The organism is Pseudomonas sp. BMW13, from assembly GCF_013357275.1.
GTDB lineage: Bacteria > Pseudomonadota > Gammaproteobacteria > Pseudomonadales > Pseudomonadaceae > Aquipseudomonas > Aquipseudomonas khazarica.
The window spans coordinates 98,082-120,495 of record NZ_SUKD01000006.1 but is presented as its reverse complement, the minus strand read 5'-3'; the positions used below and the strand labels follow the sequence as shown (position 1 = coordinate 120,495).

Genomic DNA, 22,414 nt, shown 5'->3' with positions numbered 1-22,414 from the left:
GTCCACCCTGCGCGGCCGTTAAGGCTTGATGCGGTACTCGGCGCTGCGCGCATGCGCGGTCAGCGACTCGCCGCGGGCCAGCACCGACGCGCTCTTGCCCAGCTCGGACGCCCCGTCCGGCGAACAGAAGATGATCGACGAACGCTTCTGGAAGTCATACACCCCCAGCGGCGAGGAAAAGCGCGCAGTACCGGAGGTCGGCAGCACGTGGTTGGGGCCGGCGACATAGTCGCCCAGCGCCTCGGCGGTGTAACGCCCCATGAAGATCGCACCAGCGTGGCGAATCTGCGGCAGCCAGGCTTCCGGGTCGGCTACCGACAGCTCCAGGTGTTCCGGGGCGATGCGGTTGGCGACCTCGATGGCCTCGGCCATGTCCGCCACCTGCACCAGTGCGCCACGGCCTTCCAGCGAAGTGCGGATGATCTCGGCACGCTCCATGGTCGGCAGCAGCCTGGCGATGCTCTCGGCCACGCGGTCGAGGAAGGCGGCATCCGGGCTGACCAGGATCGACTGGGCATCTTCGTCGTGCTCGGCCTGGGAGAACAGGTCCATGGCGATCCAGTCCGGATCGGTCGCGCCGTCGCAGACCACGAGAATCTCGGACGGCCCGGCAATCATGTCGATACCGACCTTACCGAACACGTGGCGCTTGGCGGTGGCCACGTAGATGTTGCCGGGGCCGACGATCTTGTCCACCGGCGGCACGCTCTCGGTGCCATAGGCCAGGGCAGCGACGGCCTGCGCGCCACCGATGGTGAACACGCGATCGACACCGGCCAGGGCGGCGGCGGCCAGCACCAGCTCGTTGATCTCGCCACGCGGAGTCGGCACCACCATGACCACTTCCGGCACGCCGGCGACCTTGGCCGGAATGGCGTTCATCAGCACCGACGACGGATAGGAGGCCTTGCCGCCCGGCACGTACAGGCCGGCGCGGTCCAGCGGAGTGACCTTCTGCCCGAGCACGGTGCCGTCGGCCTCGCTGTAACGCCAGGAGTCCTGCTTCTGCTTCTCGTGGTAGCTGCGCACACGTTCGGCGGCGACCTCCAGGGCCGCACGCTGCTCGGCGGTGATGCGTTCCAGCGCCTGCTCCAGACGCGCGCGCGGCAGGATCAGATCGGCCATCGAGGCCACTTCCAGGGCATCGAAACGCTGGGTGTACTCGACCAGGGCGGCGTCGCCGCGCTCGCGCACGGCCTTGATGATTTCCAGCACACGCTGGTTGACGCCATCGTCGGAGACGCTTTCCCAGGCGAGCAGATGGTCCAGATGAGCCGCGAAGTCCGGATCGGCAGCATTGAGTCGGCGGATGGCAACGGGAGCGGTCATAGCGAAAGCCTCATCTGATTGGCGTTTTCTCGGGCGCCCGTAATGTAGCAAGCCCACCGTGCGGGCACCCGAGAAAAATGGCTATGACACGGATAGGCTGGTAAAGCACCCTGCCGCGACGGCAGGCGTGCCATTGATCAGCCTTGGTGTCGTGCTTCGACGGCACCACGCAGAGTTTCGATCAACGCCTGGATACGGGCGTGCTGCATCTTCATCGACGCCTTGTTGACGATCAGTCGCGAACTGATCGTCGCGATCAGCTCCTGCGGTTCCAGACCGTTGGCACGCAGGGTGTTGCCGGTATCGACCACGTCGATGATCTTGTCCGCCAACCCCACCAGCGGCGCCAGCTCCATCGAGCCGTAGAGCTTGATGATGTCGACCTGGCGACCCTGCTCGGCATAGTAGCGCTTGGCGACGTTGACGAACTTGGTGGCGACGCGCAGGCGCCCCTTGGGCTCCGGCGCACCGACCTTGCCGGCGGTCATCAGCTTGCACTTGGCTATCTGCAGGTCCAGCGGCTCGTAGATACCCTGGCCACCGTACTCCATCAGCACGTCCTTGCCGGCCACGCCGAGATCGGCGGCGCCGTGCTCGACATAGGTTGGCACGTCGGTGGCGCGCACGATCAGCAGACGCACGTCATCCTGAGTGGTGGGGATGATCAGCTTGCGACTCTTGTCCGGATTCTCGGTCGGCTCGATGCCCGCTGCCGCCAGCAGTGGCAGGGTGTCATCGAGAATGCGGCCTTTGGACAGGGCGATGGTCAGCATGAAACGGTTTCCTTGATCGGAAGCGGCCGCTCCGACGGGAAGCGGCCCTACGACAATGGCGGCAGGCGGAGGCACCTGTTCACAACGCCGCTGGCTGCAGGCCCGTCACAACGCAGCAGGGCCGGCGCACAGCGAGTTGCAAGCGGCGTCTCAGCCCGGCACGCGGCGAATCTTGGCACCCAGCAGTTGCAGCTTCTCTTCGATGCACTCGTAGCCACGGTCGATGTGGTAGATGCGGTCGATCAGCGTATCGCCATCGGCCACCAGCGCAGCCAGCACCAGACTGGCAGAAGCACGCAGGTCGGTCGCCATGACCGGGGCACCCTTGAGCTTGTCGACACCCGTGACGATGGCGGTGTTGCCCTCGACCAGGATGTTGGCGCCCATGCGCAGCATCTCGTAGACGTGCATGAAGCGGTTTTCGAACACGGTCTCGACGATGGTGCCGGTGCCTTCGGCCACCGCGTTGAGGGCAATGAACTGCGCCTGCATGTCGGTGGGGAACGCCGGGTAAGGCGCGGTCCGCAGGTTCACGGCCTTGGGACGCTTGCCCTTCATGTCCAGCTCGATCCAGTCCGGGCCGGTGGTGATCTCGGCACCCGCTTCCTGCAACTTGGCGAGCACGGCTTCCAGGGTCGACGGGTCGGCATCCTTGACCTTGACGCGACCACCGGTAACGGCAGCAGCGACCAGGTAGGTACCGGTTTCGATACGGTCGGGCATGACGTTGAAACGCGCGCCGTTGAGACGCTCGACACCGTCGATGACGATGGTATCGGTCCCCGCGCCCTGAATCTTTGCACCCATGGCGATCAGGCAGTTGGCCAGGTCGACCACTTCCGGCTCGCGGGCGGCGTTTTCCAGCACGCTGCGGCCCTTGGCCAGGGTTGCCGCCATCATGATGTTCTCGGTGCCGGTCACGCTGACCACATCGAAGAAGAAGTGCGCGCCACGCAGGCCGCCTTCCGGCGCCTTGGCCTTGATATAGCCGCCTTCCACGTCGATCTTCGCGCCCATGGCCTCGAGGCCACGGATGTGCAGGTCGACCGGACGCGAGCCAATGGCGCAACCGCCAGGCAGGGCAACTTCGGCTTCACCGAAACGGGCGACCATCGGACCGAGCACGAGGATCGAGGCACGCATGGTCTTGACCAGCTCGTAGGGGGCGACCAGCGTCTTGATGCTTCGCGCGTCGACTTCGACGGAGAGCTTTTCGTCGATCACCGGCTCGATACCCATGCGACCGAACAGTTCGATCATGGTGGTGATGTCGTGCAGGTGCGGCAGGTTGCAGATGGTGACCGGCGCATCGCCCAGCAGGGTCGCGGCCAGGATCGGCAGCGCAGAGTTCTTCGCACCGGAAATACGGATTTCGCCATCGAGGCGAGCGCCGCCGGTAATGATCAGTTTGTCCATAGGAATCTCGTCGCCCGCAGGCTCAGGAACGCGCGGCCCAATCGGCCTGGCTGAAAAATTTCATGGTCACGGCGTGGATGCTGCCATCGGCGATCCAGGCGTTGAGGTGGGCATAGATCTGCTGCTGACGCTTGACCGGGCTGAGAGCGGCCAGATCGTCGCTGATCAGGTTCAGCTGGAAGTTGCAGCCTTCGCCTTCGACTTCCACCTGGGTATTCGGGAGTTTTTCCTCTAGGAGGCTTTTTACTTCTGCAGCCTGCATGCTCGACCTCGACTGACGCATTCGGGCACCTGAGCCCGCGGGTCGGCCATCATACAAAAAAGCCTCCCGCCTGCGAACCCCGCCCGCCGCACCGCTGACGGAACGTCGAGAGGCGGTTCTCGGTTACGCCAGTGGCAGCAACTCCAGCAACCCGCTGACCTGGGCAATCTGCCGCATGTCCTCGGGCAGGCCGCTGATCGACAGTTCATGCCCGGACTCGCGCGCATCGCGGGTGAACGCCAGCAGCAGCGACAGGCCGACGCTGCTGGACTTCTCCACCGCCGCACAGTCCAGCGACAGACGCTTGACGCTGCAGCCGGTGATCAGGCGCGCACCCTGCTCGCGCAAGCCGGGGCCGGTGCGATAGTCGAGCACGCCAGCCAGCTGCAGCTGGCCGGGCGCCCGCTCGATGATGGTCGCCTGGCTCACGAGTTGCCTCGCGCCTCACGCGCCTTGGCCACGGTATCGGCCCAGGTGTCGATGACCTTGTCCAGGTCGTTGCGATTGTTCTGCATCGACTGGGCGAACTGGTCGCGGAACAGCTTGCCGACGTTGATGCCGTTGATCACGACGTTGCGCAGCTTCCACACACCATCCATGGACACCATGGTGTAGGACAGCGGATAGACCACGCCCTTGCCGTCGCGGATTTCCATGCCGATCGAGGTGCGCTCGGCGTCCTGCTTGCCGGTGGCCGGCAGCACACGGATGTCCTGATTGTCGTACTCGAGCAGGGCGTTGCCGTAGAACTGCATCAGGCTGCGCTTGAAGTTCTCCTGGAAGCGGCTCATCTGCTCGGGCGAGGCCTGACGCGAATAGCGCACGGTCATCACGCCACGCGAGATGCCGTCGACATCCACCACCGGGCCGAGAATGTCGTTGAGCGACTGATAGAAAGCCGCCGGATCACGACGGTACTCGTCCTTGTTGGCCTTGAGGTCCGCCAGCAGCGTATCGGTGGTTTGCTGCACCACCTCGTGAGCGCTCGGCGCCGCCAGTGCCAGCAGAGGCATGGCCGCGAGCAGGGTCAGCAACAGGTTACGTCCGGTCTTGAACATCTTGAGAGCCCTCATCAATTGGCTTCGTCTTTATTGACCGAATTGAGCAGGAATTTGCCAATCAGGTCTTCCAGCACCAGCGACGACTGGGTGTCGTGGATGGTGCTGCCGTCTTTGAGCACCGTCTCTTCACCACCCACGCTGATGCCGATGTATTTCTCGCCGAGCAGCCCTGCGGTCAGAATCGACGCAGTGGAGTCCTCGGGTAGATTGTCGACGTTACCGTCGAGTTCCAGGGTCACCCGCCCCATATAGCTGTCACGATCCAGGTCGATGGCCGTCACCTTGCCGATACTGACACCGGCCATGGTCACCTTGGCGCGCACGGTCAGGCCGGCAATGTTGTCGAAATAGGCATAGACCTTGTAGGTGTCACCCGCCGATCCGACGCTCAGGCCGCTGACGCGCAGGGCCAGCAGCAGTAGGGCCAGCACACCTGCCATCAGGAACAGACCGACACCAATCTCCAGCGTGCGGTTTTGCATCAGAAATCTCCAAACATCAAAGCGGTCAGAATGAAATCCAGCCCCAGCACGGCCAGCGAGGCATAGACAACGGTACGGGTAGTGGCGCGACTGATCCCCTCGGACGTGGGCTCGCAGTCATATCCCTGGAACACGGCGATCCAGGTCACCACGAAGGCGAAGACGATGCTCTTGATAACGCCGTTGAGCACATCGTCATAGAAGGAAACGCTGTTCTGCATGTTGGACCAGAACGAGCCCTCGTAGACTCCCAGCCAGTCGACGGCGACCATGGCCCCGCCCCAGATGCCGACGACACTGAAGATCATCGCCAGCAGCGGCATGGAGATGAAACCAGCCCAGAGGCGCGGGGCGACGATGTACTTGAGCGGATCGACACCGATCATTTCCAGGCTGGACAACTGCTCGGTGGATTTCATGTTGCCGATCTCGGCGGTCAGCGCCGAACCGGCACGTCCGGCGAACAGCAGCGCAGTCACCACCGGGCCAAGCTCACGCAACAGGGTCAGGGCGACCATCTGCCCCACGGCCTGCTCGGAGCCATAGCTGACCAGGATGTTGTAGCCCTGCAGGGCCAGCACCATGCCGATGAAGACGCCGGAGACGACGATGATCGCCAGCGACATCACGCCGACGGCGAACAGCTGCTTGATCAGCAGTTGCATCGGCTTGCCGGCGCGGTTGCGGCCGAACAGCGCGCCCACCAGGAACAGCATCGAGCGTCCCAGCGTCGCCACCACATCGATACCCGCACGACCGAACAGACGCAGCCGTTCGAGCGGTGAAATTCTGCGCATCAACCTCTCCCCAACAGATCTTCGCGGTAATCCGGCGCCGGATAATGAAAGGGCACCGGACCATCCGGCGTGCCTTTCATGAACTGCCGGATACGCGGGTTATCCGACTCCATCAGCTCGGCCGGAGTGCCGTGCCCCAGCACCTGCGCATCACCGACGACATAGAGGTAGTCGGCAATGCTGGCGGTTTCCGCAAGGTCATGAGAGACCACCACACTGGTGATTCCCAGCGCGTCATTGAGCAGGCGGATCAGGCGCACCAGCACGCCCATGGCGATGGGGTCCTGGCCGACGAAGGGCTCGTCGTACAGCAGTATCTGCGGGTCCAGCGCAATGGCACGCGCCAGGGCCACACGACGCTTCATGCCGCCGGACAGCTCGTCCGGCATCAGCTCCAGCGCGCCACGCAGGCCGACGGCCTGCAGCTTCATCAGCACGATGTCGCGGATCATCTCTTCGGGCAGCTTGGTGTGCACGCGCAACGGAAAGGCGACGTTCTCGAAGACATCGAGGTCGGTGAACAGCGCGCCACTCTGGAACAGCACGCCCATCTGCTTGCGCATGTCGAACAGCTCATCGCGCGACAGCTTCGGCAGACTGACGCCCGCGACGCGGACATCACCGGCGGACGGACGCAACTCGGCGGCGATCAGCCGCAGCAGCGTGGTCTTGCCGCAACCGGACGGCCCCATGATGCCGGTGACCTTGCCGCGCGGTATGCGGATATCGACCGTGTCGAAGATCGACCGCGCGCCACGCTTGAAGCTAACGCCCTGCAGCTCGATCGCATACTCGTGCTCGGCGCTCATCTGAACTCCTTGAAAAACTGGCCTTCCTGGCAGACGCCATCTCCCACCTACTGGGACACACCTGCAAGATGGCCGAAATGGCCGCGAACTATAGCACTGGCTGGAGTTACCGCCCAATAGCGACGCGCGCCAGCGTTCAGACTTGCGACAGCTTCGATGTTACGCACACTCAGCAAAGGTGAGCGTTGCAAGCATTTCCGTTTATAATCCTCGTCTTTTTCGCCCGAAGCCCCTGTTTAGCATGAACCAGACCCGTGACCTGATTGATTCCGCGCTGCGCACCATTCGCCTCGAGATCGAAGCAGTACAGGAACTTTTGCCTCGTATCGACGCAGATTTCGTCAAGGCCTGCGAGCTGATCCTGGACTGCAAGGGCCGCGTGGTCGTGGTCGGCATGGGCAAGTCCGGGCACATCGGCAACAAGATCGCTGCCACCCTGGCCAGCACCGGCACCACGGCGTTCTTCGTCCACCCGGCTGAAGCCAGCCACGGCGACATGGGCATGATCACCCGCGACGACATCGTCCTGGCCCTGTCCAACTCCGGCTCCACGGCGGAGATCGTCACGCTGCTGCCGCTGATCAAACGCCTCGGCATTCGCCTGATCAGCATGACCGGCAACCCGAACTCGCCACTGGCCCAGGCCGCCGAGGTCAATCTCGATGCCAGCGTCTCGCAGGAAGCCTGCCCGCTGAACCTGGCACCGACCTCCTCGACCACCGCCAGCCTGGTACTCGGCGACGCCCTGGCCATCGCCCTGCTGGAAGCTCGCGGCTTCACCGCCGAAGACTTCGCCTTCTCCCACCCGGGCGGCGCGCTTGGCCGCCGCCTGCTGCTGAAAGTGGAGAACGTCATGCACAAGGGCGACGCACTGCCCTGCGTGCACCGCGGCACCAGCCTGCGTGACGCACTGCTGGAAATGACCCAGAAAGGCCTGGGCATGACCGTGGTGCTGGAGAGTGATGGCCGCCTGGCCGGCATCTTCACCGATGGCGACCTGCGTCGCACGCTGGACAAGGGCATCGACGTGCGCCAGGCACTGATCGATGACGTGATGACCCCGCATGGAAAGACCGCCCGCGCAGAAATGCTCGCGGCAGAGGCCCTGAAGATCATGGAAGACCACAAGATCAATGCTCTGGTCGTCGTCGACGACCAGGACAACCCGGTCGGCGCATTGAACATGCACGACCTGCTGCGCGCGGGGGTGATGTGATGAACGACCTGCTGCAGCGAGCACGCGCCGTCAAGCTGGCGATCTTCGACGTCGATGGCGTACTCACCGACGGCCGCCTGTACTTCCTCGAAGACGGCAGCGAGTTCAAGACCTTCAACACCCTCGATGGTCACGGCATCAAGATGCTCATCGGCTCGGGCGTGCGTACCGCCATCATCAGCGGGCGCAAGACCCCGGTGGTCGAGCGCCGCGCCAACAACCTCGGCATCCAGCACCTGTTCCAGGGCCGTGAAGACAAGCTCGTCGTTCTCGACGGCCTGCTCGCCGAACTCGGCCTAGACTACGAGCAGGTCGCCTACCTGGGCGATGACCTGCCTGACCTGCCGGTCATCCGTCGCGTCGGCCTGGGCATGGCCGTGGCCAGCGCGGACAGCTTCGTGCGCCAGCACGCCCATGGCGTGACCCAGGCGCGCGGCGGGGAAGGCGCCGCCCGGGAATTCTGCGAACTGATCATGCGTGCCCAGGGCACGCTGGATGCGGCTCAAGCCGCCTACCTGTGAGCCAAGCATGCTGCGCAAAGCCATCAACACTCTGATTTTCGCCCTGATCGCAGCCGTCGTGGCCGCCCTCGGGTACTGGAACATCGCCCCGGAAAACGCCCACAAGCCGCAACAGGCCAGCAACGACGACGCCATCGACTTCTACGTCCTGGGTGCGCGCACCGTGCAGTACCAGGATGACGGCAAGCTGCATTACCGCATGACCGCGGAGAAGCTCGAGCACGTCAAGAGCACCGACATCACCCTGGTCGACACCCCCAAGCTGGACCTCTACCGCGGCAGCGAACTGCCCTGGAAAGTCACCAGCCAGCGCGCCGAGGTCTCCCCCGGCGGCACCGAGGTGGAGCTGATCGACGATGTGCGCATCGCGCGTACCGATGCCAAGAACCGCCCGACCATCATCACCAGCAGCCGCATGACCGTAATTCCCGACAAGGAATATGCGCAGACCAAGCAAGCCGTTAGAATCGTCGCGGCCAATGGGGTGACCACGGCACAAGGAATGAAAGCGTACTTGAATGACGGCAGGATGATCCTGCAGTCCAACGTAAGAGGCCAGCATGAGGTTCGTTAACACCCTCCCCCTGATTCTCAGCCTCGGCGCCGCATTGGGAAGCGCGGCCGCCTGGGCACTGCCATCGGATCGCGACCAGCCGATCCGCATCCAGGCCGACACGGCCGAGCTGGATGACAAGCAGGGCGTCGCAGTCTATCGCGGCGATGTGATCATCACTCAGGGCACCCTGAAGATCACCGGCGACACCGTCACCATCACCCAGACCGCCAGCGGTGACATCGACGTGTTCACCTCGGTGGGCAACCTCGCCTACTACGAGCAGAAGCCGGACGTGGACAAGGACATCGTCAAGGCCTACGGCAAGACGATCCAGTACTTCGCCAGCAACGAACGCATCGTGCTGATCGATCAGGCCAAGGTGATCCAGGAAGGCAATACCTTCGAAGGCGAGAAGATCGTCTACGACACCCGCCGCCAGATCGTCAACGCAGGCCGCGCCACTGGCAGCAATGTCAGCACGCCGCGCCCGCGCATCGACATGGTCATCCAACCGAAGAACAAACCCGCGGATCAGGCACAGCAGTAATGGCCATTCTCAAAGCCCAACATCTGGCGAAAAGCTACAAGAGCCGCCAGGTCGTGCGCGACGTCAGCGTGAGCATCGAAAGCGGGCAGATCGTCGGCCTGCTGGGCCCCAACGGCGCCGGCAAGACCACCTGCTTCTACATGATCGTCGGCCTGGTACGCGCCGATCAGGGCCGCGTACTGATCGACGACATCGACGTCAGCCATCAGCCCATGCATGGCCGCGCTCGCGCCGGCATCGGCTACCTGCCGCAGGAAGCCTCGATCTTCCGCAAGCTGTCGGTAGCCGACAACATCATGGCCATCCTCGAGACCCGCAAGGATCTCGACCGCGCCGGACGTCAGGCCGAACTGGAAAGCCTGCTGCAGGAGTTCCACATCCACCACATCGCCGACAGCCTGGGCATGAGCCTGTCCGGTGGTGAACGGCGTCGCGTGGAGATCGCTCGCGCCCTGGCCACCAACCCGAAGTTCATCCTCCTCGACGAACCCTTCGCCGGCGTCGACCCGATCTCGGTGGGTGACATCAAGCAGATCATCCATCACCTCAAGGCCAAGGGCATCGGCATCCTGATCACCGATCACAACGTGCGCGAGACCCTGGACATCTGCGAAACCGCCTACATCGTCAACGACGGTCAGCTGATCGCCGAAGGCAACGCCGAGACCATCCTCGCCAACCAGACGGTGAAAGAGGTGTATCTGGGCCACGAGTTCCGCCTGTAGGGCGCAGGCTATTTCGCTACAGAAATATTGCACCCCCTAGGCAAGAACGAGAAATTCAGGCATATAATTTGCTTCCTGGCGGCGCTTCGGCGCCCTGATGTGGAAGGCGTAACTCGCCAGTAAATTAAGGTCTGCAATGAAACCATCGCTAGTCCTCAAGATGGGCCAGCAGCTGACGATGACACCGCAGCTGCAACAGGCTATCCGCCTCCTCCAACTGTCGACCCTGGACCTGCAACAGGAAATCCAGGAGGCACTGGAATCCAACCCCATGCTCGAGCGCCAGGAAGACGGCGACGACTTCGACAACAGCGACCCCATGGCCGACGGCGCGGAAAGCGCCGCCCCCACCCCCAGCAAGGAAGACAGCTACCAGGAATCCACCCCGACGGTGGACAGCCTGGAAGAAGGCGAGTGGGCAGAGCGCATACCCAATGAACTGCCGGTCGACACGGCCTGGGAAGACGTCTACCAGACCAGCGCCAGCAGCCTGCCGAGCAACGACGATGACGAGTGGGACTTCACCACCCGTACCTCCAGCGGCGAGAGCCTGCAGAGCCACCTGCTCTGGCAGCTGAACCTGGCGCCCATGTCCGACAAGGACCGCCTGATCGCCGCCACCCTGATCGACTGCATCAACAACGACGGCTACCTCGAAGAGACCCTCGAGGAAGTCACCGAGTCCTTCGACCCTGAACTCGACATCGAGCAGGACGAAGTCGAGGTCGTCCTGCATCGCATCCAGCAGTTCGAGCCGGCCGGCATCGGCGCGCGCGACCTGCGCGAGTGCCTGCTGCTGCAACTGCGCCAGCTGCCTGCCGGCACGCCATGGCTGAGCGAAACGCAGCGCGTGGTCAGTGACTTCCTCGAAGTGCTCGGCAGCCGCGACTACGCCCAGCTGATGCGGCGCACCAAGCTCAAGGAAGACGAACTGCGTCAGGTCATCGAACTGATCCAGCGCCTCAATCCGCGCCCCGGCTCGCAGATCGAATCCAGCGAGCCGGAATACGTGGTACCGGACGTGATCGTGCGCAAGCACAACGATCGCTGGCTGGTGGAGCTCAACCAAGAAGCCATGCCACGCCTGCGCGTCAACGCGCAGTACGCGGGCTTCGTCAAGCGAGCCGACTCCAGCGCCGACAACACCTTCATGCGCAACCAGCTGCAGGAAGCGCGCTGGTTCATCAAGAGCCTGCAAAGCCGCAACGAAACGCTGATGAAGGTGGCCACGCAGATCGTCGAGCACCAGCGCGGCTTCCTCGACTACGGCGACGAGGCGATGAAACCGCTGGTCCTGCACGACATCGCCGAAGCGGTCGGCATGCACGAGTCGACCATCTCGCGCGTGACCACGCAGAAGTTCATGCACACCCCGCGTGGCATTTACGAGCTGAAATACTTCTTCTCCAGCCACGTCAGCACCTCCGAAGGGGGCGAATGCTCGTCCACCGCGATCCGCGCAATCATCAAGAAACTGGTCGCTGCAGAAAACGCGAAAAAGCCGTTGAGTGACAGCAAGATCGCTGGTTTACTGGAGGCACAAGGCATCCAAGTCGCCCGTCGGACGGTCGCCAAGTATCGCGAGTCCCTCGGCATAGCGCCCTCCAGTGAGCGCAAGCGACTGATGTAGGCCAGATCGATTGGAGGCCTGGGCCTCCAAGCCAACGTGTTCCGGTGGCGGGTCGCACGAGACCCGTCTCTTACACAAGGCAACAAGGAGAAAGCGGTATGCAAGTCAACATCAGTGGACATCAGCTGGATGTGACCGACGCCCTGCGTGACTATATCGGCGAGAAACTGGGCCGACTGGAACGCCACTTCGACAAGATCACCAACGTTCAGGTGACCATGGAGGTCGAGAAACTCAAGCAGAAGATCGAGGCGACTCTGCACGTTGCAGGCGGCGAAGTGGTCGCCAACGCCGAACATCAGGACATGTACGCAGCCATCGACCTGTTGGCCGACAAACTTGACCGTCAACTTATCAAGCACAAGGAAAAGCAGCTCGACCGCCTGCAAGGCGCCACGGCCCGCTGACATTCCCCATCCATGATCCGACTTGAAAACATCCTGACCCCCGGCCGTTCCCTGGTGAACGTGCCGGGCGGCAGCAAGAAACGCGTGCTCGAACAGATCGCCAACCTGGTCGCCCGCGATCTTCCCGACCTGGATGCCCAGGACATTTTCGAAAGCCTGATTGCCCGCGAGAAACTCGGCTCGACCGGTTTCGGCAACGGCATCGCCATTCCTCACTGTCGCCTGGCTGGCTGCAGTGAACCGATCAGCGCCGTGCTGCATCTGGACACCGCAGTGGACTTCGACGCCATCGACGGCGCCCCGGTCGACTTGCTGTTCGTACTGCTAGTGCCGGAAGCCGCAACCGACGCTCACCTCGAGCTGCTACGCCAGATCGCCAGCATGCTCGACCGCGGCGACGTACGTGAACGTCTGCGCCATGCCTCAAGCGGCGAAGACCTTTACCAAGTGGTCGTGGACACTCAGAACGGTCAATAAGCATGCGCCTGATCATCGTCAGCGGTCGCTCGGGCTCGGGCAAGAGCACCGCCCTCGATGTCCTTGAGGACAACGGCTTCTATTGCATCGACAACCTGCCAGCCGGCCTCCTGCCTGATCTCGCCGAACGCTTTCTGCCGCACAGCGACATGCTCCTGCCACAGGTCGCGGTATCCATCGATGCACGTAACCTGCTGAGCCAGCTCAAGCGTTTTCCCGAGCTGCTCGATGAAGTACGCCAGCGCAACATTCGCTGCGACGTGCTCTATCTCGATGCCGAAGACGACACCCTGCTCAAGCGCTTCTCGGAAACCCGCCGGCGCCACCCGCTGACCAATGACAACCGCTCGCTGGCCGAGGCGATCGCCTACGAAAGCCAGTTGCTGGCACCGATCACCGATCGCGCCGACCTGAGGATCGACACCACACGCCTGAACCTGTACCAGTTGCGCGATGCCCTCAAGCTCCGCCTGCTGGGCCAGGAGCAGACCGGCACGGCATTTCTGGTCGAGTCCTTCGGCTTCAAGCGCGGCATGCCGGTGGACGCCGACCTGGTGTTCGACGCCCGCTGCCTGCCCAATCCATACTGGAAACCCGAATTACGCGACTACTCCGGCCTCGACCAGCCCGTGATCGACTACCTGGCGGCGCAACCGGAAGTGGAAGAAATGTATCAGGACATTCTCGTCTATCTGGACAAGTGGCTGCCCCGCTTCGCCGCCAGCAACCGGGCCTACGTGACCGTCGCCATCGGCTGCACCGGCGGTCACCACCGTTCGGTCTACCTGGCCAGCCGCCTGAGCCAGGCACTGAAAGAGAAACTGAAGAACGTCCAGGTGCGTCACCGCGACCTCAGCTAAGGAGCCCCGCCGCGATGCCAGCACGCGATATCACCATCATCAACAAGCTCGGCCTGCACGCACGTGCTGCGGCCAAGTTCGTTGGCGTGGCCACGACCTACCCCTGCCAGGTGCGCATTGGCAGAAGCCCCGAGAGCCTGGTCGATGGCAAGAGCATCATGGCTGTGATGATGCTCGCGGCCGGCAAGGGCACCGATGTGCACCTGTCGACCGAAGGCGAACAGGAGCAGCAAGCGATGGAAGCCCTGGTCGGCCTGATCGAGAACTACTTCGAGGAAGGCGAGTAAGGCCGCGACCAGTTGCACCCGGCTCTTCAGTTCTAGGCCAGGGCCGTATCCAGCACCATCATCAGGCAGAAGCCCATCGCCAGTGCCAGACTGGCATCGCCGCGATAACCGTTGCCGTGCGACTCGGGAATGACTTCGTGAGTCACGGCGACCAGCATGGCCCCCGCAGCCAGCGCCAACCCCCAAGGCAACAGTAACTGCGACAGGCTCACCACCCAGGCGCAGAGCACCGCGAACAGCGGCTCGACCAACCCGGACGCCGCGCCGATCAGCACCGCCCTACCCCGCCCCATACCGGCACTGGCCAGCACCAGGGCGACGATCAGCCCCTCCGGCACGTCCTGCAGGGCGATACCGATCACCAGGCCCTCGGCGCCGCTCAGTCCGGCCCCGACAGCAACACCGACAGCCATCCCTTCCGGTACGTTGTGCAGCATGATGGCGATGACGAACAGCAGCACGCCCGGCGTCAGACCGGCCTGCGTATCCGGCAGGCACTGTCGCGCGTCCAGCAAACGCGCCAAACCGAGCAACCCAGCCGCGCCCAGCAACAGGCCAGCACTGCCCAGCGCGCCAGCCGACCAGGGGCCGAACCCCTGTGTGCGCGCCACGTCCAGCGCCGGTATCAACAGAGAGAACACTGCCGCCGCAAGCATGACACCGGCACCGAAGCCGAGCAGACGGTCACGCCAGCGCTGGGACAACTCGCGCATGAACAATACCGGCAGCGCGCCTGACGCCGTGCCGAGCGCGCACAACAGCCCGCCCTGCAAGGCATCCATCAAGCGCGGCTGCGCGTGCGGGTCGAGCAGCGCAGTCGACTGGATGAACAGCAGCAACGCACCGCTGAACAGGATGGCCCCACCCAGCAGATAGCGCAGTACTCGTCCGTTGGCGGCTGCCGAGGGGCTCAGCAAGGTTCGCCGCAGCATCACCAGGCGCATCCTCAGCTCGACGCCCGTCGGAATCGACTCGCCACTTCCGCCCAGTCGATGACGTTGTAGAAGGCACCAATGTATTCCGGCCGGCGGTTCTGGTAACGCAGGTAGTAGGCATGTTCCCAGACGTCCAGCCCGAGAATCGGCGTGTTGCCGTGCATCAGCGGACTGTCCTGATTGGCGCTGCTCTCGACCAGCAACCTGCGCTGCGGCGTCACGCTGAGCCAGGCCCAGCCACTGCCGAAACGACTCAGCGCCGCCTGCGTGAAGGCCTCCTTGAATGCCGCGAAACCACCCAGTTCGGTATCGATCGCCAACGCCAGTTCCCCCTCGGGCACGCCGCCTCCGCTGGGCGACATCACCTGCCAGAACAGGCTGTGATTGGCGTGGCCACCCCCCTGGTTGATCACCGCGCCCTGCAGGCTCTGCGGCAGCTCGCTGACCTGACGCAGCAAGTGCTCGACGTCCTGCTCGGCGTACGCCGTACCTTGCAGCGCCGCGTTGAGGTTGTTGATATAGGTCTGATGATGCTTGGTGTGGTGAATTTCCATGGTCTGCGCATCGATATGCGGCTCCAGGGCATCGTAGGCGTAGGCCAGCGGCGGAAGCTGATAAGGCATTGACGTCATCCTTCAGTGACAGTGACGGCCATTGCAGGCCAGGTGCTGCTGACGCCTGCTCGGCGCCCCCAGCAAGCGGTCGGTACGCGGGAATGCGCCGTGCTCGGCGATGAACCGCAGCAGTTCGATGTAGGTACGCCGGCTGTGATGCATGGCGATATCCCGCAGTGCCTGGGGCTGCTGCGCGTCGCCCAGGGTCTGCAACAGGCGTTCATGGCTGGCGCAGAGGTTCTCCGCCGCCTCCTCCGGCTGGCCCAACGTCAGATGCAGATCGGCCAGGTTGTGGTGCGAGATCACGAACGCGGCCACTGCCATGTTGTGCTCGTGCCAGCGCCCGAACAGCACCTGAGCCTCGGCCAGGGCTTGCAGATAGAGCTCGCGGGCCTGCACCCAGTCGCCGTCCCGAAAGCAGCGGTTGCCCGCTTCGATGATGTGTTTCCAGTGCTCCATGGTTACCTCCCGGCTGCTCGCCAGTGGATTTACAGACCGCCTGCGGTGAGTTTCTCCGGGTCGAGCAGATGCTCGAGTTGCTGACGGCTCAGCTCGGTGTGCTCCAGCGCCACATCGATGATCGGCCGCTGTTCGCGGTAGGCCTGCTTGGCGATCTCCGCGGCCTTGAGGTAGCCGATCAGCGGGTTGAGCGCGGTAACTAGAATCGGGTTGCGCTCCAGCGCTTCCCTGAGCTTCGGCTGGTTGACCTTGAAGCTGCTGATCGCCCGGTCGGCCAGCAGGCGGCTGGCATTGCTCAGCAACTGCATGCTCGACAGCAGGTTGTCGGCCACCAGCGGCAGCATCACGTTGAGCTCGAAGTTGCCGGACTGGCCGGCGATGGCGATGGCCGCGTCGTTGCCGATCACCTGCGCCGCCACCATCGCGGTCGCTTCCGGGATCACCGGATTGACCTTGCCCGGCATGATCGAAGAGCCAGGCTGCAAGGCCTCCAGCTCGATCTCGGCCAGGCCGGCCAGAGGCCCCGAATTCATCCAGCGCAGGTCGTTGGCGATCTTCATCAACGACACCGCTACCGTCTTCAGCTGACCGGAGACGGCAACGGCGGTGTCCTGCGAACCGATCAGGGCGAAGAAGTTGGTGCCGGTGGTGAAAGGCAGACCACTCAGGGTGCTCAGCTCCTGGCAGAACTGCTCGGCAAAGCGCGGGTGCGCGTTGACCCCGGTGCCCACCGCCGTACCGCCCTGGGCCAGCGCCTGCAGGGAGGGTTGCAGATGACGCAGGTGCTCGATATTGGCCTGGATCTGCTGCGCCCAGCCGTCGAGCACCTGGCTCATGCGCACCGGCATGGCGTCCATCAGATGGGTCCGCCCGGTCTTCACGTAAGGGCGCACTTCCAGCGACTTCTCGCACAGCGCCTGCAGCAGGTGGCCAAGCGCCGGCAGCAGGCGCTCATGCAGCTCGATGGCGGCGCTGACGTGAATGGTCGTGGGAATGATGTCATTGCTGCTCTGCCCGCAATTGACGTGATCGTTGGCACTGACCGCATCGCCCAGCAGGTCGCTGGCCAGGGTGGCGATCACCTCGTTGGCGTTCATGTTGGAGCTGGTGCCAGAGCCGGTCTGGAACACGTCCACCGGGAAATGCGCCATGAAATCGCTGTCGAGCAGTTGCTGGCAGGCGCTGACAATGGCATCGCCCATCGGCGCATCGAGCTGCTGCAACTCGACGTTGGCCCGCGCCGCAGCCGCCTTGGCCAGGATCAGCGCACGCACGAAAGCGGCCGGCATACGTTGCCCGGAGATCGGGAAGTTGTTCACCGCGCGCTGCGTCTGTGCGCCATAGAGCGCGCCACCGGGTACGGCCAGCTCCCCCATGCTGTCGCGTTCGATACGGGTGCTAGCAGTCATTTCAAGCATGGGATGGTCCCTCAGCTGATTCGTCGTAGGAAAGCGATGGCGCCAGGCGCAGGTGGGCCAGGCGGCTGCGCAATGCATCCAGGCGCAGCAGGCGGCGGCGATCACTGGCGAGCATCTGCAGGGCGTAGAGGGGGCGCCAGGCACGGTCCAGGCACTGGCTGCGCCAATGCCAGGGCAATGCCGGATCGGCAGCGCTGTCGAGCAGCAACTGCGCCAGGTGCCACCACATCCGCCAGGCGTCCAGGCGCCCCTGCGCGACCAGCTGACGCCCCTGCGCCTCGTGGAAATCGAACAGGCGCGGGTCGTCCGGCAGCAGCGCGCAGCGAATGCGCAGACCTTGCCAGTGCCAGCAGTCGAGACAGAGCGAGGAGTAGGGATTGTGCATAGAGGCCCACCAGATTACGTAATGATATTTATTCCCATTCTCATGAGATAATCAACACGCAATCCGTGTGGGCTTCGCTGCGCACCGTGCAGCGGGCGCGCAACGAGAAAAGCCGACGCGGCGGTCGGCCTGGGGATCAGCTGCCGGCGACCGTCATCCGCTCGATCAGTACCGAGCCGGTGCAGATGTTGCCACGGCGCTCCAGATCGCTGCCGACCGCGACGATCTGGGCGAACATGTCGCGCAGATTGCCGGCGATGGTGACTTCCTGCACCGGGAACTGGATCTCGCCGTTCTCGATCCAGAAACCGGCGGCGCCACGCGAATAATCGCCGGTCACCAGGTTGAGCCCCTGCCCCATCAGCTCGGTCACGAGCAGCCCGCGCCCCATGCGCCGGATCAGCGCCTGCTGGTCCTCGTCGCCATGAGTGACGAACAGGTTGTGCACGCCCCCCGAGTTGGCCGTGCTGGGCAGGCCCAGCTTGCGGCCGGAGTAGGTGCCGAGCACGTAGGACACCAGTTCGCCCTTGTCCACGAATGGCTTGGCATAGGTGGCCAGGCCGTCGCCATCGAACGCAGCGCTGCCCAGGGCTCGCGGCAGGTGCGGACGCTCATCGAGGCTCAGCCACTCGGGGAACAGGCGCTGGCCGAGCGCCCCTTCCAGGAAGGACGAGTGACGATAGAGGTTGCCACCGGAGATGGCTGCCAGCAGGTGACTGAACAGCCCCCCGGCGAGCTCCGCTGCGAACAGCACCGGCACTTCGCATGTCGGCACGGGGCGTGCGCCCAGGCGGCTGACGGCACGTTGCGCCGCGCGCTGGCCGATACCGGCGGCGTCGGCCAGCAACTCGCCCTGGCGGTTGACGTCGTACCAGTAGTCACGCTGCATCTGCCCTTCGCCCTCGGCGATCATCACGCAGCTCAGGCTGTGCCGGGTGCTGGCGTAACCGCCGATGAAGCCATGGCTGTTGCCGTACACGCGGCAACCCTGATGGGTGTTGAGGCTGGTGCCATCGGCGTTGCTGATGCGCGGGTCAGCAGCGAAGGCCGCCGCTTCGCACGCCAGCGCCTGCTCCACCGCCTGCTCCGGGCTGATCGCCCAGGGGTGATAGAGGTCCAGTTCCGGCAACTCGCGCGCCATCAGCGCCGCGTCGGCCAGGCCGGCGCATTCGTCTTCGGATGCGTGCCTGGCGATCGCCAGCGCCGCCGCCACCGTCTCGCGAACGGCGTCGAGGCCGGTCGCCGAGGTACTGGCCGAGCCCTTGCGCTGGCCGACGTACAGGGTGATGCCGAAGCCCTGGTCGCGGTTGAACTCCACGGTTTCCACTTCGCGCTGACGCACCGTGGTCGACAGTCCCTGGCCGATCGAGACCGCCACTTCGCACGCACTGGCACCCTGGCGCGCCGCCTCGGCAAGAATGCTCTCGACCTGCTGCTGCAGCTCTGGCAAGGCCTGCGGCCCGATCTGTTCTAACTCACTCATAACGACTCCTAAAAAGCAGCTTCAAGCTACAAGCTCCTCGCTACAAGAAAAACGCCGAACCCGTTTTTCGCTTGAAGCTTGAAGCTCGCAGCTGCTGTTATCATGGCGGCGTTTCCATCTGGACCCGCCCCATGTCTGATTCTTTCGACGACTTCTCCCTGGAGAAGAGCAAATCCCAGGTCAAGCGCGAACTGCATGCCCTGCAGGAACTCGGCGAGCGACTGACCACGCTCAAACCCGACCTGCTGGCCAAGATGCCGCTGACCGACGCCCTGCGCCGGGCACTGGCCGAAGCGCCGAAGCATACGGCCAACGCGGCGCGCAAACGCCACATCCAGTTCCTCGGCAAGCTGATGCGTGAACAGGATGTCGAGGCGATCCTCGCCATGATCGACCAGGTGGACACTTCCACCCGTGAATACAACGAGCGCTTTCACGCCCTCGAGCGCTGGCGCGACCGCCTGATCGGCGAAGGCGACAGCGCCCTGGAAAGCTTTTTCGAGCTCTACCCCGACGCGGACCGCCAGCACCTGCGCAGCCTGATACGTCATGCCCAGCACGAGGCCGCGCGCAACAAACCGCCGGCGGCCGCACGCAAGGTGTTCAAGTACATCCGTGAACTCGACGAGATCCAGCGCGGCCTGCGCTGACCTCGCACCCTCTAGGCACCGGTACCGCCGACCGTGATCGCATCGATCTTCAGCGTCGGCTGACCAACGCCTACCGGCACCGACTGGCCGTCCTTGCCACAGGTGCCGACGCCGCTGTCCAGGGCCAGGTCGTTGCCGACCATGGACACGCGGCTCATGGCTTCCGGCCCATTGCCGATCAAGGTGGCGCCCTTGACCGGCGCAGTGATCTTGCCGTCCTCGATCAGGTAGGCCTCGCTGGTGGAGAACACGAACTTGCCACTGGTGATGTCCACCTGGCCACCGCCCAGGTTGGCGCAATAGATGCCCTTCTTCACCGAACGGATGATTTCTTCCGGATCGCTCTCGCCAGCCAGCATGTAGGTGTTGGTCATGCGCGGCATCGGCAGATGCGCGTAGGACTCGCGCCGGCCGTTACCAGTGGCGGCGACGCCCATCAGGCGGGCGTTGAGCTTGTCCTGCATGTAGCCCTTGAGCACGCCGTTCTCGATCAGCGTGGTGCACTGTGTCGGCGTGCCTTCGTCATCGACGCTGAGCGAGCCGCGACGTTCGGCCAGGGTGCCGTCATCGACAATGGTGCACAGGCTGGACGCGACCTTCTCGCCCACCTTGCCGCTGTACGCCGAGCTGCCCTTGCGGTTGAAATCGCCTTCCAGGCCATGGCCTACCGCTTCGTGCAGCAGCACGCCCGACCAGCCCGCGCCCATCACCACCGGCAGGGTCCCGGCAGGCGCGGCAACGGCTTCCAGGTTGACCAGCGCCTGGCGCAGCGCTTCACGGGCATAGCCCATGGCGCGATCCTCGCTGAGGAAATAGCGGTAGTCGGTGCGTCCGCCACCGCCATGCCCGCCACGCTCACGACGGCCGTTCTGCTCGACGATGACGCTGACGTTGAAACGCACCAGCGGGCGGATGTCGGCGCTCAGGCTGCCATCATGGGCCGCCACCAGGATGCGGTCCCAGACCCCGGCCAGGCTCACGGTCACCTGCTTGATGCGCGGGTCCAGCGCACGCGTGGCGCGATCGATGCGTTGCAGCAACTCGACCTTCTCGGCCCGGTCGATGACATCCAGCGGATTGTCCCGGGCATACAGCTGGGTCACCTGCGGGCTGACGAAGGCCTGCACGCGCCCCTGCTGGCCGGCGCGCGAGATCGAGCGCGCCGCACGCGCCGCCTGCTGCAGCGCATCGAGGCTGATCGCGTTGCTGTAGGCGAAGCCGGTCTTCTCGCCCGACTGCGCACGCACGCCGACGCCCTGATCGAGATTGAAGCTGCCCTCCTTGACGATCCCGTCCTCCAGCACCCAGGACTCGGATACCTGGCTCTGGAAATACAGATCAGCCGCGTCGATACCCGGCCCGGCGACCTCACCCAGCACCGAGCCGAGGCTATCCAGAGTCAGGTCGCCTGGGGCGAGCAGGTGCTCGCTGACGGATTGCAACATCGTATTCATGGTCACTCCACAACGATCGGGCGTGCGACGCCCGATGAAAAAAGACGGCGGTGCTGCTGCACCGGCATGCGTTGGCGAATGGCCGCCTGCTCGGCGCCATCGCGTGAAGCCAGCAAGGCGGCTTCGCCCTGATCCTGCTCGACCAGCACGCCCCCCCAGGGGTCGATGATGGCCGAATGGCCGAACGTCCAGCGTGGCCCGGGGTGTTCCCCGCCCTGACCGGCCGCCAGCAGGTAGCACTGGGTCTCGATGGCGCGGGCACGGGTCAGCACCTGCCAGTGGGCCGCGCCGGTCACCGCGGTGAATGCCGCCGGCACGCTGATCAGCTCGGCTCCGGCTTCACGCAGCGCGCCATACAGCTCGGGGAAACGCAGGTCATAGCATACCGTCAGCCCGAGCCGACCGACCGGCGTGTCGACCACCACCACCTGCTCGCCATGGGCGAAGTCGTCCGATTCGCGATAGCGGCCACGATTGTCCGCCACGTCGACATCGAACAGGTGCAGCTTGTCATAGCGTGCGGCACGCTCACCCTGTTCATCGATCAGCAACGAACAGGCCCGTGGCTTGCCGTCGCGGTCGTCATCCGGTGGCAGCGGCAGCGTACCGGCCACTATCCATAAGCTGAGGTCACGGGCGGTCTGTTTCAACCAGGGCAGAATCGGCCCCTCGCCCATGGCCTCGGCACGCCCGATGGCGGCCAGGTCGCGCCGGCCCATGGCCGCGAAGTTTTCCGGCAGCACGGCAAGGCGCGCACCACCTTGTGCGGCACGCTCCAGCAAACGCCTAGCCTGCGCGAGGTTGGCCCGCACCTCTGCCTGGCTGACCATCTGTATCACGGCAAGATTCATGGCTGCGCTC

The 22,414-nt window shown here is 64.2% G+C and carries 28 protein-coding genes; 11 read left to right on the top strand and 17 right to left on the bottom strand.

Features of this window, described 5'->3' with window-relative positions; translation table 11 throughout:
• Window positions 1-18: 18 nt before the first annotated feature.
• From hisD to E4487_RS06820, 9 genes are all read right to left on the bottom strand, one after another.
• The gene (gene hisD, locus E4487_RS06860) at window positions 19-1,329 is read right to left on the bottom strand and encodes a histidinol dehydrogenase (RefSeq protein ID WP_037046542.1); all 1,311 of its coding nucleotides are present in this window, start codon (window positions 1,327-1,329) and stop codon (window positions 19-21) included.
• A 137-nt stretch (window positions 1,330-1,466) separates the two neighbouring features.
• Complete coding sequence (gene hisG, locus E4487_RS06855) at window positions 1,467-2,102, bottom strand: ATP phosphoribosyltransferase (protein WP_037046535.1); 636 nt, start codon at window positions 2,100-2,102, stop codon at window positions 1,467-1,469.
• 150 nt (window positions 2,103-2,252) lie between these two features.
• Entirely contained in the window at window positions 2,253-3,518 is a 1,266-nt protein-coding gene (gene murA, locus E4487_RS06850; protein ID WP_037046532.1) for a UDP-N-acetylglucosamine 1-carboxyvinyltransferase, read from the bottom strand.
• 22 nt (window positions 3,519-3,540) lie between these two features.
• Window positions 3,541-3,780 (bottom strand): BolA family protein, encoded by a 240-nt coding sequence (locus tag E4487_RS06845; RefSeq protein ID WP_017678930.1) that lies wholly within the window; start codon window positions 3,778-3,780, stop codon window positions 3,541-3,543.
• Between the two features lie 123 nt (window positions 3,781-3,903).
• Window positions 3,904-4,209 carry a lipid asymmetry maintenance protein MlaB gene (locus tag E4487_RS06840; protein ID WP_175252996.1) on the bottom strand — a complete coding sequence of 102 codons (306 nt, stop codon included), beginning with the start codon at window positions 4,207-4,209 and terminating at the stop codon, window positions 3,904-3,906.
• The gene (locus E4487_RS06835) at window positions 4,206-4,838 is read right to left on the bottom strand and encodes a phospholipid-binding protein MlaC (RefSeq protein ID WP_175253093.1); all 633 of its coding nucleotides are present in this window, start codon (window positions 4,836-4,838) and stop codon (window positions 4,206-4,208) included. Before E4487_RS06835 ends, E4487_RS06840 begins: the two co-directional genes overlap by 4 nt.
• Before the next feature lie 14 nt (window positions 4,839-4,852).
• Window positions 4,853-5,323 carry an outer membrane lipid asymmetry maintenance protein MlaD gene (gene mlaD / locus E4487_RS06830; protein WP_134676872.1) on the bottom strand — a complete coding sequence of 157 codons (471 nt, stop codon included), beginning with the start codon at window positions 5,321-5,323 and terminating at the stop codon, window positions 4,853-4,855.
• Window positions 5,323-6,120: a lipid asymmetry maintenance ABC transporter permease subunit MlaE gene (gene mlaE / locus E4487_RS06825; protein WP_037046520.1), complete on the bottom strand. Its 798-nt coding sequence runs from the start codon at window positions 6,118-6,120 to the stop codon at window positions 5,323-5,325. The genes mlaD and mlaE overlap by 1 nt, the downstream gene beginning before the upstream one ends.
• A complete protein-coding gene (locus E4487_RS06820) occupies window positions 6,120-6,929 on the bottom strand; it encodes an ABC transporter ATP-binding protein (protein ID WP_150608148.1) in 810 nt (269 codons plus the stop codon). Before E4487_RS06820 ends, mlaE begins: the two co-directional genes overlap by 1 nt.
• 241 nt (window positions 6,930-7,170) lie before the next feature.
• Here E4487_RS06820 and E4487_RS06815 point away from each other — a divergent pair, with 241 nt between their 5' ends.
• The 10 genes from E4487_RS06815 to E4487_RS06770 all read left to right on the top strand — a co-directional run bounded on the left by E4487_RS06815 (window position 7,171) and on the right by E4487_RS06770 (window position 14,155).
• On the top strand, window positions 7,171-8,145 hold the full coding sequence (locus tag E4487_RS06815; RefSeq protein WP_152487931.1) for a KpsF/GutQ family sugar-phosphate isomerase: 975 nt from the start codon (window positions 7,171-7,173) through the stop codon (window positions 8,143-8,145).
• Entirely contained in the window at window positions 8,145-8,666 is a 522-nt protein-coding gene (locus tag E4487_RS06810) for an HAD family hydrolase (RefSeq protein ID WP_037046510.1), read from the top strand. The genes E4487_RS06815 and E4487_RS06810 overlap by 1 nt, the downstream gene beginning before the upstream one ends.
• Window positions 8,667-8,673: 7 nt before the next feature.
• Complete coding sequence (lptC, locus tag E4487_RS06805) at window positions 8,674-9,240, top strand: LPS export ABC transporter periplasmic protein LptC (protein ID WP_037046507.1); 567 nt, start codon at window positions 8,674-8,676, stop codon at window positions 9,238-9,240.
• Window positions 9,227-9,769, top strand: a complete 543-nt coding sequence (gene lptA, locus E4487_RS06800) for a lipopolysaccharide transport periplasmic protein LptA (protein WP_037046505.1) — start codon at window positions 9,227-9,229, stop codon at window positions 9,767-9,769. The genes lptC and lptA overlap by 14 nt, the downstream gene beginning before the upstream one ends.
• Window positions 9,769-10,494, top strand: coding sequence for an LPS export ABC transporter ATP-binding protein (lptB, locus tag E4487_RS06795; RefSeq protein WP_037046502.1), 726 nt, complete (start codon window positions 9,769-9,771; stop codon window positions 10,492-10,494). The genes lptA and lptB overlap by 1 nt, the downstream gene beginning before the upstream one ends.
• Before the next feature lie 136 nt (window positions 10,495-10,630).
• Entirely contained in the window at window positions 10,631-12,124 is a 1,494-nt protein-coding gene (locus E4487_RS06790; protein WP_037046500.1) for an RNA polymerase factor sigma-54, read from the top strand.
• 98 nt (window positions 12,125-12,222) lie between these two features.
• Window positions 12,223-12,531 (top strand): ribosome hibernation-promoting factor, HPF/YfiA family, encoded by a 309-nt coding sequence (gene hpf, locus E4487_RS06785; protein WP_037046497.1) that lies wholly within the window; start codon window positions 12,223-12,225, stop codon window positions 12,529-12,531.
• Between the two features lie 12 nt (window positions 12,532-12,543).
• Entirely contained in the window at window positions 12,544-13,008 is a 465-nt protein-coding gene (gene ptsN, locus E4487_RS06780; protein ID WP_047586948.1) for a PTS IIA-like nitrogen regulatory protein PtsN, read from the top strand.
• 2 nt (window positions 13,009-13,010) lie between these two features.
• Window positions 13,011-13,868 (top strand): RNase adapter RapZ, encoded by an 858-nt coding sequence (gene rapZ / locus E4487_RS06775; RefSeq protein ID WP_047586945.1) that lies wholly within the window; start codon window positions 13,011-13,013, stop codon window positions 13,866-13,868.
• A 14-nt stretch (window positions 13,869-13,882) separates the two neighbouring features.
• Entirely contained in the window at window positions 13,883-14,155 is a 273-nt protein-coding gene (locus E4487_RS06770; protein WP_175252995.1) for an HPr family phosphocarrier protein, read from the top strand.
• A 32-nt stretch (window positions 14,156-14,187) separates the two neighbouring features.
• Here the strand turns inward: E4487_RS06770 and E4487_RS06765 are convergent, their stop codons facing one another.
• The 6 genes from E4487_RS06765 to pmbA form a co-directional block, all read right to left on the bottom strand.
• On the bottom strand, window positions 14,188-15,087 hold the full coding sequence (locus E4487_RS06765; protein ID WP_256663067.1) for a ZIP family metal transporter: 900 nt from the start codon (window positions 15,085-15,087) through the stop codon (window positions 14,188-14,190).
• A gap of 14 nt (window positions 15,088-15,101) precedes the next feature.
• Entirely contained in the window at window positions 15,102-15,713 is a 612-nt protein-coding gene (locus E4487_RS06760; RefSeq protein ID WP_037046481.1) for a superoxide dismutase, read from the bottom strand.
• A gap of 12 nt (window positions 15,714-15,725) precedes the next feature.
• Window positions 15,726-16,163: a tetratricopeptide repeat protein gene (locus E4487_RS06755; RefSeq protein ID WP_134676877.1), complete on the bottom strand. Its 438-nt coding sequence runs from the start codon at window positions 16,161-16,163 to the stop codon at window positions 15,726-15,728.
• Between the two features lie 29 nt (window positions 16,164-16,192).
• Window positions 16,193-17,572, bottom strand: a complete 1,380-nt coding sequence (fumC, locus tag E4487_RS06750; protein ID WP_175253092.1) for a class II fumarate hydratase FumC — start codon at window positions 17,570-17,572, stop codon at window positions 16,193-16,195.
• A gap of 1 nt (window position 17,573) precedes the next feature.
• Window positions 17,574-17,966 carry a hypothetical protein gene (locus E4487_RS06745; protein WP_037046475.1) on the bottom strand — a complete coding sequence of 131 codons (393 nt, stop codon included), beginning with the start codon at window positions 17,964-17,966 and terminating at the stop codon, window positions 17,574-17,576.
• 136 nt (window positions 17,967-18,102) lie between these two features.
• Entirely contained in the window at window positions 18,103-19,449 is a 1,347-nt protein-coding gene (gene pmbA / locus E4487_RS06740; protein WP_037046469.1) for a metalloprotease PmbA, read from the bottom strand.
• 131 nt (window positions 19,450-19,580) lie between these two features.
• Here pmbA and yjgA point away from each other — a divergent pair, with 131 nt between their 5' ends.
• Window positions 19,581-20,099 carry a ribosome biogenesis factor YjgA gene (yjgA, locus tag E4487_RS06735; protein ID WP_037046464.1) on the top strand — a complete coding sequence of 173 codons (519 nt, stop codon included), beginning with the start codon at window positions 19,581-19,583 and terminating at the stop codon, window positions 20,097-20,099.
• A gap of 11 nt (window positions 20,100-20,110) precedes the next feature.
• Here the strand turns inward: yjgA and tldD are convergent, their stop codons facing one another.
• Together tldD and E4487_RS06725 are read right to left on the bottom strand one after the other, a co-directional pair.
• Window positions 20,111-21,553 (bottom strand): metalloprotease TldD, encoded by a 1,443-nt coding sequence (tldD, locus tag E4487_RS06730; RefSeq protein WP_175252994.1) that lies wholly within the window; start codon window positions 21,551-21,553, stop codon window positions 20,111-20,113.
• A 2-nt stretch (window positions 21,554-21,555) separates the two neighbouring features.
• The gene (locus E4487_RS06725) at window positions 21,556-22,404 is read right to left on the bottom strand and encodes a carbon-nitrogen hydrolase family protein (RefSeq protein WP_037046457.1); all 849 of its coding nucleotides are present in this window, start codon (window positions 22,402-22,404) and stop codon (window positions 21,556-21,558) included.
• Between the last annotated feature and the right edge of the window lie 10 nt (window positions 22,405-22,414).

Excerpts from the sequence above, each read along its gene's own strand:
- hisD (WP_037046542.1), bottom strand. The coding sequence starts at position 1,329 with ATGACCGCTCCCGTTGCCATCCGCCGACTCAATGCTGCCGATCCGGAC.
- hisG (WP_037046535.1), bottom strand. The coding sequence starts at position 2,102 with ATGCTGACCATCGCCCTGTCCAAAGGCCGCATTCTCGATGACACCCTG.
- murA (WP_037046532.1), bottom strand. The coding sequence starts at position 3,518 with ATGGACAAACTGATCATTACCGGCGGCGCTCGCCTCGATGGCGAAATC.
- E4487_RS06845 (WP_017678930.1), bottom strand. The coding sequence starts at position 3,780 with ATGCAGGCTGCAGAAGTAAAAAGCCTCCTAGAGGAAAAACTCCCGAAT.
- E4487_RS06835 (WP_175253093.1), bottom strand. The coding sequence starts at position 4,838 with ATGTTCAAGACCGGACGTAACCTGTTGCTGACCCTGCTCGCGGCCATG.
- mlaD (WP_134676872.1), bottom strand. The coding sequence starts at position 5,323 with ATGCAAAACCGCACGCTGGAGATTGGTGTCGGTCTGTTCCTGATGGCA.
- mlaE (WP_037046520.1), bottom strand. The coding sequence starts at position 6,120 with ATGCGCAGAATTTCACCGCTCGAACGGCTGCGTCTGTTCGGTCGTGCG.
- E4487_RS06820 (WP_150608148.1), bottom strand. The coding sequence starts at position 6,929 with ATGAGCGCCGAGCACGAGTATGCGATCGAGCTGCAGGGCGTTAGCTTC.
- E4487_RS06815 (WP_152487931.1), top strand. The coding sequence starts at position 7,171 with ATGAACCAGACCCGTGACCTGATTGATTCCGCGCTGCGCACCATTCGC.
- E4487_RS06810 (WP_037046510.1), top strand. The coding sequence starts at position 8,145 with ATGAACGACCTGCTGCAGCGAGCACGCGCCGTCAAGCTGGCGATCTTC.
- lptC (WP_037046507.1), top strand. The coding sequence starts at position 8,674 with ATGCTGCGCAAAGCCATCAACACTCTGATTTTCGCCCTGATCGCAGCC.
- lptA (WP_037046505.1), top strand. The coding sequence starts at position 9,227 with ATGAGGTTCGTTAACACCCTCCCCCTGATTCTCAGCCTCGGCGCCGCA.
- lptB (WP_037046502.1), top strand. The coding sequence starts at position 9,769 with ATGGCCATTCTCAAAGCCCAACATCTGGCGAAAAGCTACAAGAGCCGC.
- E4487_RS06790 (WP_037046500.1), top strand. The coding sequence starts at position 10,631 with ATGAAACCATCGCTAGTCCTCAAGATGGGCCAGCAGCTGACGATGACA.
- hpf (WP_037046497.1), top strand. The coding sequence starts at position 12,223 with ATGCAAGTCAACATCAGTGGACATCAGCTGGATGTGACCGACGCCCTG.
- ptsN (WP_047586948.1), top strand. The coding sequence starts at position 12,544 with ATGATCCGACTTGAAAACATCCTGACCCCCGGCCGTTCCCTGGTGAAC.
- rapZ (WP_047586945.1), top strand. The coding sequence starts at position 13,011 with ATGCGCCTGATCATCGTCAGCGGTCGCTCGGGCTCGGGCAAGAGCACC.
- E4487_RS06770 (WP_175252995.1), top strand. The coding sequence starts at position 13,883 with ATGCCAGCACGCGATATCACCATCATCAACAAGCTCGGCCTGCACGCA.
- E4487_RS06765 (WP_256663067.1), bottom strand. The coding sequence starts at position 15,087 with ATGCTGCGGCGAACCTTGCTGAGCCCCTCGGCAGCCGCCAACGGACGA.
- E4487_RS06760 (WP_037046481.1), bottom strand. The coding sequence starts at position 15,713 with ATGCCTTATCAGCTTCCGCCGCTGGCCTACGCCTACGATGCCCTGGAG.
- E4487_RS06755 (WP_134676877.1), bottom strand. The coding sequence starts at position 16,163 with ATGGAGCACTGGAAACACATCATCGAAGCGGGCAACCGCTGCTTTCGG.
- fumC (WP_175253092.1), bottom strand. The coding sequence starts at position 17,572 with ATGACTGCTAGCACCCGTATCGAACGCGACAGCATGGGGGAGCTGGCC.
- E4487_RS06745 (WP_037046475.1), bottom strand. The coding sequence starts at position 17,966 with ATGCACAATCCCTACTCCTCGCTCTGTCTCGACTGCTGGCACTGGCAA.
- pmbA (WP_037046469.1), bottom strand. The coding sequence starts at position 19,449 with ATGAGTGAGTTAGAACAGATCGGGCCGCAGGCCTTGCCAGAGCTGCAG.
- yjgA (WP_037046464.1), top strand. The coding sequence starts at position 19,581 with ATGTCTGATTCTTTCGACGACTTCTCCCTGGAGAAGAGCAAATCCCAG.
- tldD (WP_175252994.1), bottom strand. The coding sequence starts at position 21,553 with ATGAATACGATGTTGCAATCCGTCAGCGAGCACCTGCTCGCCCCAGGC.
- E4487_RS06725 (WP_037046457.1), bottom strand. The coding sequence starts at position 22,404 with ATGAATCTTGCCGTGATACAGATGGTCAGCCAGGCAGAGGTGCGGGCC.